Origin of the sequence: Streptococcus sp. S1 (assembly GCF_034137685.1) — a bacterium.
GTDB classification, from domain to species: Bacteria; Bacillota; Bacilli; order Lactobacillales; family Streptococcaceae; genus Streptococcus; species Streptococcus dentalis.
The window spans coordinates 296,183-310,560 of record NZ_CP139418.1; the positions used below are offsets into that span (position 1 = coordinate 296,183).

Below are 14,378 nucleotides of genomic sequence, written 5' to 3' on the forward strand. Positions count from 1 at the left end.
CCTTTTGTATGCGTTTCCTTTCTTTAAATAGTATAACAATACGGAAGGCATTGCAAGTGTTTGTCGTTAAAAGCGGTAGGAAACTGAAAAGTCTCCTACCGCTTTCTGTTTTGAACAAACTCAATTTTATTTGGCTTCATACCATGTTTTGCCTTCATTCTCATCAGCTTCTAGTGGAACTGCAAGTTCGATAGCGGATTCCATAGTCTCTTTGACGAGTTCTTTAATCGCTGCCAGTTCATCACTTGGTACTTGCAGAACGATTTCATCGTGCACCTGAAGAAGCATCTTGGTCTTGTATGCTCCTCTTTCTAGCGCTTGGTCCAAGTGAATCATAGCAATTTTCAAGATGTCTGCTGCCGATCCTTGGATCGGTGAGTTGATAGCTGTCCGCTCCGCAAAGCCTCGAACATTGAAGTTGCGAGAATTGATATCTGGAATCTCCCGACGGCGCTTGAAGAGAGTCTGCACATAGCCTTTGTCACGCGCTTCCCGTACCACTCTCTCCATATAGTCCTTGATGCCAGGGTAGCGTTCGAAATAGGTCTCAATGTAGGCCTTGGCTTCTTTTCGACTGATCCCCAGGTTATTAGACAGTCCAAAGTCGGAAATTCCATAAACCACACCAAAGTTTACCGCTTTTGCATTCCGCCGGTCATTCGGCGTCACATCTTCTGGTTTTTCAATGTTGAAGACGCGCATAGCGGTCGATGTATGGATATCTGCCCCATGTTTAAAGGCATCAATCAAATGCTCATCTCCCGAAATATGGGCCAAGACGCGCAATTCGATCTGTGAATAGTCCGAACTCAACAAGAGACTGTTGTCCTCTTCTGGGACAAAGGCCTTACGGATGAGACGGCCTTGTTCCAAACGGACAGGAATGTTTTGCAGGTTGGGATCCACGCTGGACAAGCGGCCTGTCTGCGTCAAATCCTGTACATAGCGGGTATGGATTTTCCCATCCTCTAGGATAGCCTCTTGCAAGCCCACCACATAGGTCGACTGGATCTTAGCAATTTGGCGGTATTCAAGAATCTTAGACACAATCGGTGCAATTGGAGCCAAGCGTTCCAAGACATCAACGGCTGTTGAATAGCCGGTTTTGGTCTTCTTAGTATATTCAAGAGGGAGTTCCAATTTTTCAAAGAGGATGATGCCCAATTGTTTTGGAGAATTGATGTTGAACTCTTCGCCTGCAAGCTCGTAGATTTCTTGGGTCAAGCGCTCCAAGACCACTTCGTTTTCCACCTGCATGTCTTCTAGGGTCTGGCGCTCTACCTTGATCCCCGCGATTTCCATCTTGGCCAAAACAGCTGCTAGTGGTTGCTCCATATCATAGAGCAAATCTAGCTGGTCATGGGCTTGCAACTGCTCCATCATAGGCTCTTCGGTATCCAGTAGAACAGCAACTTTCCGTGCCAAATGCTCTAATAGGACTGCCTTTTCTGGGATAGCTTTTTTTGCTCCCTTGCCATAAACGACTTCGTCCAGCGGCAGCGCAATCTGACTATAGAGACTCGCAATGGTTGAAATCTCATTGTCCTCTACGGTCGACAAGAGATACTTGGCCAATCGACTATCAAACGCGGGATTTTGAAGGGTAATGCCCAAGTGGCTGAGCAAGACCTTGGCCCGTTTGAAGTCATAGACCTTGAGGGGCGTTTTTTCGAGAAATTCTTTGAAAATCGGTGTTTGTAAAAGACCAGTATCTGTACTCGCGTAGAGCTGACCTTTGGTCCCCCATGCGAAACCGATAATGGGTTCTGTATGGTAATTGTCCCCAAAAATCTCAAAATGGAAGAAACTATCTTCCGTGAGCATATCTGAAGTGACTTGCTCGACTTCTGTATAGTCAATAGCTACAGGAGCTGCTTCTTCTCCACTGAGATCCAAGGCCTGACGGAGTTGCTTAAAGCCCATCTCCTCATAAAACTTGGCGAGATTTTCTAGATGAGGGCCTGTATAGGTGATATCGTCCAGGCCAATTTCAATGGGCGCATTAGTATCGATGGTTGCGAGAGTCTTAGACAGATAGGCCTGCTCCTTGTCGTTGACGAGGTTTTCCTTCATCTTAGAAGCCTTCATCTCGTCGATATGCTCGTAAATGCCATCGAGAGAACCGTACTCTAGGAGTAGTTTGATCCCGGTCTTTTCTCCGATCTTAGTAACACCTGGGATATTATCCGATTTATCTCCCATCAAGGCCTTGAGGTCGATAAATTGCTCGGGTGTCAGCCCCATCTTTTCTTTGAGATAGGCTGGAGTGAATTCCTCAAACTCCGCTACCCCTTTTTTGGAGATTTCAACCACCGTATTGTCATCCGTCAGCTGGATCAAATCCTTGTCCCCAGAGACAATGGTCACTTCAAATGGCACCGAGGTAGTTTCTGCCATCTTATCCAGCGTTCCAATAATATCATCCGCTTCATACTGAGCTAGCTCATAATGGCGGATCCCCAAATGATCCAGTTGTTCACGAATGAAAGGAAACTGCTCACGGAACTCATCTGGAGTTTTTGCACGGCCCCCTTTGTAGTCGGCATACATCTCCGTCCGAAAAGTCGTCTTTCCTGCATCAAAAGCAACGAGGACATGGGTCGGTTGGATGCGCTCCAAGAGATGACTCAACATGAGGTTAAAACCATAGACCGCATTGGTATGCAAACCATTGGCATTTTTGAAGCGATCAATTTGATGATAGAGTGCGAAAAAGGCACGAAAAGCGACGGAAGACCCGTCGATGAGTAGTAATTTATTCTTTTTTTCCATAGGCCTATTATACCACGAATCATAAGGTCTCTGGTACATAAAAACTCTACCCTTTCGGGTAGAGCCTTCTTTAGGAGTTTCTTATGAAAAATGAAGAGAAGTGTTTATTCGCCGTAACAAGAACCTTGTTGTGGCAATTTCTTAAAGTGTTTTGGATAATTAACTGAGATTTTCATTTTCTGTACCTCATTTCTTATTGGATGAGTACAGTATACAAGAGAAACCTAAACGATTCCTTATAGAAAGCTTCAAGAAAACTAAAAGCTGAGGCGCAAAACACGCGGTTGTTTTTTGCTGCAAGCTGGTAACTGAAGATGGAGCCCTGTCTCATCTTGGCTCCAAGAAAGAAGCTGACTTTCTCCAAGGAGCTCTACCTTTTGAATGCGCGCATGAAGAATTCTCGGTTGCTTGAGATCATAGGCGAGAGACGGCAAGGTCAGCTCTTCTGTCCTTCCACTTGGTTCCAGCTGGATAGCATAAAGCAGGCCTTCACGCATGGTATAGCGGAAATCTTGGCTGGTATAGAGTGGCGCTTGCCCGTCTGAGAAGGAACCTTCCTGGGCCTCGGTCGGTCCGTCCGATGACACCCGCCAAGGCCGACTCTGATAAATGGCTTCTCCATTTACCGCCAGCCAGTCCCCGATCTCTGTGAGGATGTCTTGGTCTTGCTCAGGGATCGTGCCATCTGCCTTGGGCCCAATATTGAGCAGAAGATTGCCATTTTTGGCCACAACATCGACTAAATTTTGTAGCAATTCCTTACTGGTCTTGTAGGCTAGATCCTGGGTATAGCACCAAGAATTACGGGCGATCGCGGTATCCATTTGCCACGGAAAGGCTTGCGTCTCTCCGTATCCTCCCCGCTCCATCTCGACGATTCCTGAACCGAAAGGGAGGGCATCCTGTTTGTAACAAACAGCCACCTTGCGATCCTCTTGTGCTGCTAGATTGTAATAATAAGCCAAAAAGCGCATCAAGTAGGGACGGAAACTCTCATGCTGGATCCACCAGTCAAAATAAAGGAGCTCTGGCTGGTAGTCCCGCACCAGTTCACAGGTTCGCAACAGCCAATCTTCCAAGAATTCTTTACTTGGATAAGGCTTGGAAGTCAGATCAAAATGATCCTTGGGCTCTGGCTTGGCTGGCCAATAAAGGCTGTCTCTTGGGACTTCTTGCGGAATGTCACTAGTGAATTCCTTGCCATGTGAAAAGAAAAACTGATGTTCTGCCCGGTGAGAGGACGTACAGAAGTGCAGGCCACGTTTTTCTGTTTCCTCCCTCAACTCCCCTAAGACATCTCGTCTCGGCCCCATTTCTAAGCTATTATAAGACGAGAGAGTAGAGGCATACATCTGAAAGCCATCGTGGTGCTCCGCAACTGGGAAAAGATACTGGGCTCCCGCTTTTTGAAAGAGATCTAGCCAAGATGCCGGATCAAAACGATCGGCTGTAAATAGAGGAATGAGATCCTTGTAACCAAAGCTAGCCTGGTCTCCAAAATGCTCTCGATGATAGTCATAGCAAGGATTCCCTTGGATATACATATTTCGCGAATACCATTCCGAACCAAAGGCAGGTACACTGTAGACCCCCCAGTGGATAAATATTCCAAATTTGGCATCTCGATACCAATCTGGACAGACTTGATGGCTAAGAGAGTCCCAGGTTGGTTCAAAAGGACCTGACTGGACAACTTGATCAATCTCTTCAAGGCTTATCATTCTCTTCTCCTCTTTTCTTGTTACTACCTCTATTGTAACGAGAAAGCCTCGTTTGTAAAGACAAACGAGGGGAATGTTTAAATTAGTAGACAAAGAGCTTGATCTAGGAGAATCAAGCTGATGATGAATGAAATGAAGCTTCTAGCCCTTCACTGCTTGAGAAATAAAACGAGCGATGGCGTCTGTCTCCCCTTGGTGGAGAGCTTTAACAATTTTGGACCCCACAATAACCCCATCTGAGACCTTGTTGAAACGGTGAACGTCCTCCATGCTGGAAACTCCAAAACCTGTTAAAACAGGAATGGACGCTATTTCGTGTAATTGGGCCAAGTGGTGATCCAAATCATCTCGATAGCTACCAGCTTTCCCCGTCACCCCATTGACAGCAACGGCATAGATAAATCCTTCTGCATCATGGATCAATTTCTTCTGGCGCTCGATTCCTGTGGTTAGGCTCACTAGCGGCACCAAAGCGATGTCTTTATCCACTAATAGAGGCTCTACCAAATTCGCATGCTCATGGGGGAGGTCCGGAATAATCACTCCTTTGACTGCTGTTCCTTCTACATCTCTAAAAAAGTTTTCGAGCCCATATTGGAACAAGGGGTTGAAATAGGTCATGATGACCAAAGGAACACTTGTCTCCAAGTGCTGGATCGTTTGCACCAGACCCTCTGTCGTTGTCCCATGGGCTAAACTGCGTAATCCTGCCTCTTCAATCACAGGGCCATCTGCCACCGGATCTGAAAAAGGAATGCCTACTTCAATAGCTGAGACACCAAGCTCCTCCAAAAATTGGATGGTTTCCTGCAAACCTGCCAGGCCTTTTTCATGATCTCCTGCCATGATATAAGGAACAAAGATCCCTTGCTGCTGGTCTTTCAGCTTTTGTAAATGCTCTGTTAAGGTCTTTCCCATCTTACTCTCCTCTCTCTTGTTCTAGGCGGTCTTTGACTTGTACCACATCTTTATCCCCACGACCTGATAAGCAAACAATCATGGATTTTTCAGGCCCCATCTCCTTGGCCAATTTCACCGCATAGGCGATAGCATGGCTCGATTCCAGAGCTGGAATGATTCCTTCTACTTTTGAAAGCAATTGAAAAGCTTCTAGTGCTTCTTGGTCTGTCACAGGCACATAGGTCGCCCGCTTGATTTCATGGAAATAAGAATGCTCTGGCCCAATCCCTGGGTAATCGAGACCTGCTGAAATCGAGAAAGCTTCTAAAATCTGTCCATGGGCATCCTGTAAAACATCCATCAAGGCGCCGTGAAGGACTCCCGGACGCCCCTTGGTCAAGGTTGCTGCATGCTGGTCTGTATCTACCCCAAGGCCAGCAGCTTCTGCCCCATACATGGCAACAGAGGTATCCTCAACAAAAGGATAGAAGAGCCCAATGGCGTTCGATCCACCTCCTACACAGGCTAAGACTGCATCTGGTAGCGCACCATCATTTTGCTCTGCAAATTGGCGTTTGGCTTCCCTACCGATGACACTTTGAAAATCACGGACAATTTCTGGGAATGGGTGAGGTCCTAGAGCAGAACCCATGATATAGTGGGTATCCTCCACATTTGCTACCCAGGCTCTGAGGGCAGCATTGACCGCATCCTTGAGAACACGTGACCCATCTGTTACTGATTGAACCTTAGCGCCCAACAATTCCATCCGAAAGACATTGAGGGCTTGGCGTTTGACATCTTCTTCTCCCATGTAGATGGTACATTCCATATCAAATAAAGCTGCAGCCGTTGCCGTTGCAACACCGTGCTGTCCAGCCCCTGTTTCTGCGATGATCTTCTTTTTGCCCATCCGGTGTGCCAATAAAACCTGTCCTAGGGCATTATTAATTTTATGAGCCCCTGTGTGGTTGAGGTCTTCTCTTTTAAGAAAGATCTTGGCTCCACCGACATACTTGGTTAGATTCTTAGCGTAATAGAGCGGTGTTTCCCGACCGACATATTGTTTCAGAAGCTGATCCAATTCTGTTTGAAAAGAAGGATCTGCTTGACTTTCTCTGTAGGCTTCTTCTAATTCTAAAACTGCTGTCATCAAGGTTTCAGGGACAAATCGTCCCCCGAACCGCCCGTAAAATCCATTTTTATCTGGTTGTTTATATGCCATGCTTGACCCTTTCTATAAATCGTTTTATCTTTTCTTGGTCTTTTTTTCCATTTGTCTCGACTCCACTGGATACATCCACCGCATAAGGATAAAAGAAGCGAATGGCATCTGCTACATTGTCTTCCGTCAAGCCTCCTGCAATAAAGAAAGGCTTTGTGAAGTTTTGGGTTTCGAGTTCTTGCCAGTTAAAAGTCTCTCCACTTCCTGCTACAGGAGCATCAAAGAGCAGATAATCGGCACTGGTCTCAGGAAGAGCTGCGTCTTTTCCCACTTGAACAGCGCGAATCGTTTGTTGGGGAAGGTCTTGCAAGATGGTATCATCTATCGGTCCATGCACTTGTATCAGGTCCAAGCCCACAACTTGGCAAGCTTGCTCCACTTCTTCTCTTTGTGGTGATACAAAAACACCGACTTTTTGAACCCCCTTTGGAATCCCTGTAGCCAACTGCCGAGCTTGCTCCAGCGTGACTTGCCGTTTGCTTGATGCAAAAACAAAACCAATATAATCTGCACCAGCTTCAACAGCCGTCTTCACGGCTTCTGGAGTGGACAATCCGCAAATTTTAACCTTTGTCAATCTGCAACTCCTTTACTTTTTCAGCCACATTGTCTGCTTTCATGAGAGCTGTCCCAACGAGAATGCCATTAAAATAAGGAGCCAGCATGCGCGCATCTGCTGCTGCGAAAATAGCAGACTCCGAGATGTAAACCGGTTCTTGTTCAAAATTGGTCGCCAATTCCAGGCTAGTATGAAGATCAGTCTCAAAGGTCACCAAGTTGCGGTTATTGACCCCGATGATCTGAGCCCCAATCCGGTGAGCCACCTCTAGTTCTGTCAGATTATGGGTCTCCACCAAGACCTCCAGGCCCAGATGGGTCGCAAACTCATAGAGCTCTTTCAGACGAACCTCTGATAAGGCTGCAACTATCAACAAGATCACGGTTGCCCCTGCGTTTCGCGCCCGAATTATTTGCTTTTCATCCACAATAAAATCTTTATTGAGGGTGGGAATGCGAACCTGACTAGATATTTCCCGGAGATACTCGATACTGCCCTTGAAAAACACTTCATCAGTCAAGACAGAAATCATCACGGCCCCATTTTCTTCGTAAGTCTTAGCCTGCGCGACGATATCCACATCGACATGAATATCTCCCAGACTCGGGCTAGCCTTTTTCACTTCCGCAATGACCTGAAGCTTTTCTGGATGACTCTTTAGGTAATCATACAGGCGGTAAGTCTCGCGCAAAGGTTGGAGTTCCTCTTCTTTCATCGCAGCCACTTCACGCGCCTTTTCCTTTAGAATCTTTGGTAAGAATTCTTGACTCATTTTTGATACTCCTGTAATAATCTCAATTTCTCAAGGGCAGCCCCACTGGCAATCACTTCACGTGCCAAGGCAATTCCCTCCTTGATAGAATCTACCTTGCCGTTGGCATAAAAACCAAGGCCAGCATTCAAGACAGTCACCTCTAAGAAGGGACTCGCTTCATTCTTCAAGACACTGAGCAAAATTTCTGCATTGCGTTTGGCGTCTCCACCTCGTACTTGATCAATTTCGATGCGCTCCATTCCTATATCTTCTGGTTGAAAGCTAGATAAGGTCACCTGTCCATTTTCCAAAATAGCGAGCTGAGTTTCCCCATCAAGACCTGCCTCGTCTAAACCTTGTGGACCACTCACCACCACTGCGCGTTTCCGACCCAAATTCTTTAGAATCTCCGCCGTACTTTCCAGCATATCTGGACGACTGGTTCCCAATAGCTGGGTTTCTAGAGGAATCGGATTGATAAGAGGACCGGTTAAGTTCATCACCGTTGGAACCCCTAGCGCCAAGCGAGCGGGCATAATATAGCGCATGCCAGGGTGCAAATTTTTGGCAAATAGGAAGACAATCCCCACCTTTTCAAACACTCGTCCCAAGTCTTCTGGACCCAAATCAAGGTTAATCCCTAGCGCTTCTAGCACATCCGCAGAACCAGATTTAGAAGAGATCGAGCGATTGCCGTGTTTCGCCATCTTGATGCCACCACCAGCAAGGACGAAGGCAGCTGTTGTTGAAATATTGAAACTATACGAACGATCACCCCCAGTTCCACAATTGTCCATTGCTCCTTGAACTTCTGTAGGAATGGCAACTGCATAGGCCTGCATCACTTTTGCAATAGCCGTCCGCTCTTCAACCGTTTCTCCCTTCATTTTGAGACCTAGAAGAAGGGCCGTCACCTGTGCTTCTGAAGCACGACCAGCAACGACTTCCTCCATAGCAGCTTCTAACTCTGCACTGGTTAGATCCATTCCTTCCGCTACTTTTGCAAGCACTTGTTTCATCTTCCGCTCCTTGACTAGTTTGACAAAATTTTCGATGGTCTTGAGCCCATCTGGCGTCCCGATACTTTCTGGATGGTATTGAAAACCATAAATCGGTAAGCTGCGGTGTTGAATTCCCATAATCGCTTGATCATCTGTCGTCCGAGAGGTAATGACAAAATCCTCTGGCATGGCTTTAATCGTCAGCGAATGGTAGCGCATGACTGGGACTTCTTTTGCGACACCCGCGTACAGCGGAGAGGGAGCTTCTAGCTGGATCTGGCTTTGTTTGCCATGCATGACCTGTGGGGCCAATCCCAAGCGCCCTCCAAAAACTTCTGCAATCGCTTGATGCCCCAAGCAAATCCCCAAGATTGGTTTGACCCCCGCGAAATCTCGGATCATCTCCTCCATCTTGCCCGCATCCTTTGGCCAACCTGGACCTGGAGAAAAGACCAAAGCATCTGCTTCTTGGGCAACTTGGTACAAATCCGGATCATCATTTCGAAGCACCTGGACCTCATCAAATTTTCCGATATACTGCGCCAAATTGTAGGTAAATGAATCGTAATTATCTACTAATAAAATCATCCTTCTTCTCCAATCCTTGTCATCGATTTTGCCTTATTGACGGTTTCTTGGTATTCATTTTCAGCGATCGAATCATAAACAATTCCTGCTCCAGCCTGCACATAAGCCTTCTTATTTTTGAGGATCATGGTTCGAATCGCAATAGCAAAATCGAGATCCCCCGTCACAGAGAGATAGCCAATAGCCCCCGCATAGACGCCTCGTTTTTCTTTTTCTGCTTCATAGATTCGCTTCATGGCTCGAATCTTGGGAGCACCCGAAACGGTCCCAGCTGGAAGAGTTGCCTTCAGAGCCTCAATGGAGGCTAGTCCAGGAAGCAATTGCCCCTTGACCACACTCGTCAGGTGCATGACATAACGGAAGAATTCCACTTCCATATATTTGGTCACTTCAACCGACCCATTTTGAGCGATACGACCAATATCGTTTCGCCCTAGATCCACCAACATCCGGTGTTCTGCGACTTCTTTTGGATCCCCTGTCAACTCAGCTGCCAATTGCCGATCAGCCTCTTCATCGAGCCCTCTTGGACGCGTGCCAGCAATGGGATTGGTTGTCACCACTCGATCCTTGACCGACACTAGACTTTCTGGACTGGCACCGATAATTTGGTACTCCCCCAAATCATAAAAGTAGAGATAATTCGAAGGGTTGGTCACGCGCAAATTGCGGTAATAATCTAGCGGTTTTCCTGAAAAATCAGCTGAAAAACGTTGACTGAGCACGCATTGGAACATATCTCCTTTTTGAATATAGTCCCGCGCTAGGGCCACCATTTCCTCAAACTCTTTTTGCTCCAAATGATTGTGGAAATGAAGCGCATGCAGGTCCTTGTCCTGAAACTCTTCTTTTGCGGGTCTTGCCAATTGTGCTAATACTTGCTCCAAGCTCGATGTTTGCTCTGCTTCACTCCGTCCACTATAGAGGTTCTCTTCCACCACATAGACCTTTTCCTTTTTGTGATCAAAAATCACATAGCTCTCATATAAGAAAAAGTGAAGATCTGGTGTGCCAATCGTATCTTCAGGAATGGAACCAATGTTCTCATAGAGGCCAATCAAGTCATAGCCGACAAATCCAATCGCCCCACCGTTAAAAGGAAGCTCTTCAGAAGTTTTCGTTTTGACCGTGATGCGGTTCAAAAAGTCTAAAGGATCCTCTTCAACAATTTGATCATTGTAATAGAGGACGCCATGTTCAAACTTGACTTCACTGACTGGCCGATAGGCTACAATTGAAAAACGCGCATTCTCTTTTTCACGAGGAATTGACTCTAAGATCATTTTATGGGGCGCATCCAAACGCATATAAGCCAAAATTGGACTCAACACATCAGCAGATAAAACTTTTTTCATATCAGAAACCTCTCTTTTAGAACTCTTTTATTCTAATGAATTCAACCGCACCTTGGCTTGCTAAGGCGATCAAGGGTATCCCATCGCCCAATTCTCGCTTTGGGATCAATGTGCCTAAGCTCGCTTCGCTCGCTAAGGCACATAGAAAAGCCCTCACACAAAAACTGTGTGAGGGCGTAGTGTCCGCGGTGCCACCTCTTTTATAGGGAAAAATAGCTGGTCTTTCCCTACATCTCTATCTCCTCTATCAAGGAGTTGCACGGTAAGGGGTGCCAACCGAATTCACATGGGTTAGAATTCATTGATCATAACAGTCCAATTTTCATCAGTCGCTATTGCTTGTTCACAATTCCCACAAGCTCCCTGAAAATAGCTGACTCATTACTTTTCTGTTGCTACCATTATAACCCTTTTTCTTAGAAAGTCAATAAAAATTTTAGTCTTTTTTTATACTTTTCTCTACACTAATTTAATAAAATCAGCTCAAAGAGCCCTAGCAGCCCGTCCTTTTTATCCCAAAAATAGGTTACTCAACAAAGCCAAAATTGCAGGGCCACCTTGGGTCAAGATAATCTTTTTATTGGCTGTCATCGCACCGTAGGCTGCAGCTTCAATAATAAAGAGTACAAAAATCGTAACAACTTCACTATTTTTAGAGACAAACAATCCATACAAGAGGAACACCCCAATCAAGGCATTGTATATCCCTTGATTCTTAAATAAAGAGGTCACAGATGGGCGAGCGAGTTCTTCTTTATCCATGTTGAAAACCCGACTTGTGGTATCAGATGTGGTTTTGATGCTCTCCAAATAAAAAATATATAAATGCTCCAGTGCAACAAGACTTGCTAAAATAATCGTCAGTAATGACATCGTAGATTCTCCTTTTTATTCAACTGTTATTTGTTCAATGCCAGATACTAATTTGTCCAGCAGGTAAGAAAATTGCTCTTGTTCTTGAGCAGTCAAAATCCGACTCATCTGTTCTTTCACCGCCACATGATGGCGAGGGGGATGTTTGACCAAACGATTATAGGCCATATCCGTCAAATGAATTAAGATTTCCCGCTGATTCTTTGGATTTCGACTCCGATGGACAAATCCTTCCTTTTCTAATATTTTGAAATGCCGCGTTAAAGCCGCTGGATCAATCCGCAAGCGCTCCTGAACCGCGATCTGATTGCAAGGTGCTTGTTCTAATAAATCCTGCAAAATTTGATAACGTGTTAAGCTAATCCCTAGGCGCTTTTCAAAAAGTTGCGTAGTTGATTGATCTGCCAAACGTAGTTGGTAGAGCAAATCATTTATTTCTGCCATGTCCCTTCCTCTATTCATTTTTGATAAATCAATAATTGACTAATCAATTATAAAATATTTCATATCCTCTTGCAAGAAAAAGAACTTGCACTATTCTTTCACACAAAAAAAGCCGCCTGATTTGGCGACTCTTAGGGAGATTATTATGAAAAAGAAAAGTTTTAGGATTTTTCTAAACAAAGTTAGGAGGTCTTTGTTTATGCTTTTATTATAGCGGACATTTCTTAAAGAAAGCTTACGACTTTATTTCAAAATGAAAACAAATTCTTTACAGATTCTTTTCAGCGTTTAAAATACCTGGGATATCTAGTAAGGTGTTCATCTGATGGTTGCCTTGATAGTCAGACGTCAAGAAATTGATACTATGAATCTGGCTATTTCTTGCAAAGTCAATATCCAGGCTCCGATCCCCAATATAGTAGGTATTTTCTGGTTCCAACCCGTACTTCTCCATCAGATACCTAGCAGCTTCTGGGTCAGGCTTGCGGGCAAAACCACTTTGACTGGTCAAAATCTCTGTAAAAAAAGATTCCAAACCCAAATCCCGTAGGATGACAAAGGCATTCTCTCCCTTATGGGTATAGACAAACTGCTCAATTCCAGCTTCTTGTCCCCAGGATAGGACATCACGCGCCCCATCCATCAGAAGGACCTGGGCATTTTTCTCCGCTAGACTTTCTGCTCGGCGATGATTCAAGTCGGTCACATCCAGATGATACTCCTCCGCCACAGCTACTAAAAGATCTTGAACCGAATGCTTCAAGATGTAGTCTTTAATGCCGGCTCGATCAAAGGGAAGCTGATAAGTTGCATAGGTCTCCTCAAGACCTGCTAAAATAGCATCATAGGAATCCAGCAAAGTTCCGTCCAAATCCCAAATAAAGGCTCGTTTTGTCATTTTTTCTTCTCTCCTACTTTTCGTCTATAGAGCTGACTCAAAAATAGCCAACGGAAACCATTGTCGAGCAGTGTCCCCGTCCAGACCCCTGGAAGGCCAAAGCCAAGGGTTACTCCAAGCAGATAACCGGCTCCAATTCGAATGACCCACATGCCAATGGTCGTTGCATAAAATGGAAGTTTCCCATTTCCCAAGCCTTGCCAAACAGCTGTATAGATGACCGTTCCTGCTGTAAACGGCGTTCCCAACAAAGAAAAGAGGACAACCGACAGGCTAGCTTCGACTGCTTTTGTATCTTGTGTGTAGAGATGGGTCAGAAGGGTGCCCCCAAAAAAGATTCCCAAGGCAATGGGTAACATTAACACGAAGGACAACCAGTAAGACTGCTTTCGAAGGCGGGCAATCTGCTCAAGATCCCCTTCACCCAGGCTCCGTGCTACGAGCATGACCGTCGCTGTGGCCACACCAAACACAGGCATGTAGTTAAACTGGGTCAAGGTCTCTCCGATAGCATTTCCTGCGACTGCCTCGGTCCCAAAAGTAACCACGATCGCAATGATTACCACATCTCCAGCCCGCATCATCAGCCGCTCTCCGGCTGCTGGAAGTGCTAAGTTCAAGAGCTTACGATCCAATCCCCAACCAAGGGGAGCAAAGGGTAACTGGACCTTTTGCCACAAGAGGATAACCCCAACCAGACGAGCTAGCACAGTCCCCAAAGCTGCTCCGACAATGCCCCAGCCAAAAAGGAAAATGGCCACAGAGGAGAACAGTGCGTTTAATAGATTGGTCAACAGGCTCACATACATAGGAAGACGTGGATTGTTGGCCACCCGAACCAAGGAGCCCAAGGTCGTCATCAATCCTAAGAGAACAATGGTCCCGCCGACCAAGGAAAGGTAAATCCCCCCACTTTCAGCTACTGCAGCTTCAGTCCCCAACAGCGAAATCATCTGGCGTCCAAATAACAGCGAAGTCCCTCCTAAGAGAGCACTCAACAATAAGGTCACCTTCAGCGACTCTGTCGCATGGTAGGCAATATTATCTTGATCTTTTTCGCCCAAGCTTTTGGACATGACGCTAGCAACTGCCGCACCCAGTGCCAAAAAGATGGCTTGATAGATCGTGATGATATTCCCTGCGACGGAAACACCTGAAATGGCAATCAAACCCAGGTGAGCCACTAGATAAGAGTCCACCATGCCCATCAGCATTTGTAAGAAATTTTCACCCATGGCAGGAAGGGCGATGTTTAAGATTTTTTTGTATGAATTCATGAGTATAGAAA

The 14,378-nt window shown here is 45.7% G+C and carries 12 protein-coding genes and 1 pseudogene; all 13 read right to left on the minus strand.

Annotation, left to right across the window (positions count from 1 at the left end; all coding sequences use genetic code 11):
- Window positions 1-126: 126 nt before the first annotated feature.
- Window positions 127-2,772, minus strand: coding sequence for a DNA polymerase I (gene polA, locus SM121_RS01520; protein WP_320911006.1), 2,646 nt, complete (start codon window positions 2,770-2,772; stop codon window positions 127-129).
- A 257-nt stretch (window positions 2,773-3,029) separates the two neighbouring features.
- Window positions 3,030-4,493: an alpha-L-fucosidase gene (locus SM121_RS01525; protein ID WP_320911007.1), complete on the minus strand. Its 1,464-nt coding sequence runs from the start codon at window positions 4,491-4,493 to the stop codon at window positions 3,030-3,032.
- A 141-nt stretch (window positions 4,494-4,634) separates the two neighbouring features.
- Window positions 4,635-5,411: a tryptophan synthase subunit alpha gene (gene trpA, locus SM121_RS01530; RefSeq protein ID WP_320911008.1), complete on the minus strand. Its 777-nt coding sequence runs from the start codon at window positions 5,409-5,411 to the stop codon at window positions 4,635-4,637.
- A gap of 1 nt (window position 5,412) precedes the next feature.
- Window positions 5,413-6,618: a tryptophan synthase subunit beta gene (trpB, locus tag SM121_RS01535; protein ID WP_003010834.1), complete on the minus strand. Its 1,206-nt coding sequence runs from the start codon at window positions 6,616-6,618 to the stop codon at window positions 5,413-5,415.
- On the minus strand, window positions 6,608-7,195 hold the full coding sequence (locus SM121_RS01540; RefSeq protein ID WP_320911009.1) for a phosphoribosylanthranilate isomerase: 588 nt from the start codon (window positions 7,193-7,195) through the stop codon (window positions 6,608-6,610). Before SM121_RS01540 ends, trpB begins: the two co-directional genes overlap by 11 nt.
- Window positions 7,182-7,949, minus strand: a complete 768-nt coding sequence (gene trpC, locus SM121_RS01545; RefSeq protein WP_320911010.1) for an indole-3-glycerol phosphate synthase TrpC — start codon at window positions 7,947-7,949, stop codon at window positions 7,182-7,184. The genes SM121_RS01540 and trpC overlap by 14 nt, the downstream gene beginning before the upstream one ends.
- Entirely contained in the window at window positions 7,946-8,950 is a 1,005-nt protein-coding gene (gene trpD / locus SM121_RS01550) for an anthranilate phosphoribosyltransferase (RefSeq protein ID WP_320911302.1), read from the minus strand. Before trpD ends, trpC begins: the two co-directional genes overlap by 4 nt.
- Window positions 8,951-8,959: 9 nt before the next feature.
- A pseudogene (locus SM121_RS01555) lies at window positions 8,960-9,520 on the minus strand (aminodeoxychorismate/anthranilate synthase component II); the annotation flags it as partial.
- Window positions 9,517-10,875: an anthranilate synthase component I gene (trpE, locus tag SM121_RS01560; RefSeq protein WP_320911011.1), complete on the minus strand. Its 1,359-nt coding sequence runs from the start codon at window positions 10,873-10,875 to the stop codon at window positions 9,517-9,519. The gene trpE and the pseudogene SM121_RS01555, both read right to left, overlap by 4 nt.
- Before the next feature lie 510 nt (window positions 10,876-11,385).
- Entirely contained in the window at window positions 11,386-11,748 is a 363-nt protein-coding gene (locus tag SM121_RS01565) for a DUF1304 domain-containing protein (protein WP_320911012.1), read from the minus strand.
- A gap of 15 nt (window positions 11,749-11,763) precedes the next feature.
- Window positions 11,764-12,192 (minus strand): MarR family winged helix-turn-helix transcriptional regulator, encoded by a 429-nt coding sequence (locus SM121_RS01570; protein WP_003010887.1) that lies wholly within the window; start codon window positions 12,190-12,192, stop codon window positions 11,764-11,766.
- Between the two features lie 268 nt (window positions 12,193-12,460).
- Window positions 12,461-13,090, minus strand: a complete 630-nt coding sequence (locus SM121_RS01575) for an HAD-IA family hydrolase (protein ID WP_320911013.1) — start codon at window positions 13,088-13,090, stop codon at window positions 12,461-12,463.
- Complete coding sequence (locus SM121_RS01580) at window positions 13,087-14,367, minus strand: MATE family efflux transporter (protein WP_320911014.1); 1,281 nt, start codon at window positions 14,365-14,367, stop codon at window positions 13,087-13,089. The genes SM121_RS01575 and SM121_RS01580 overlap by 4 nt, the downstream gene beginning before the upstream one ends.
- Window positions 14,368-14,378 lie beyond the last annotated feature (11 nt).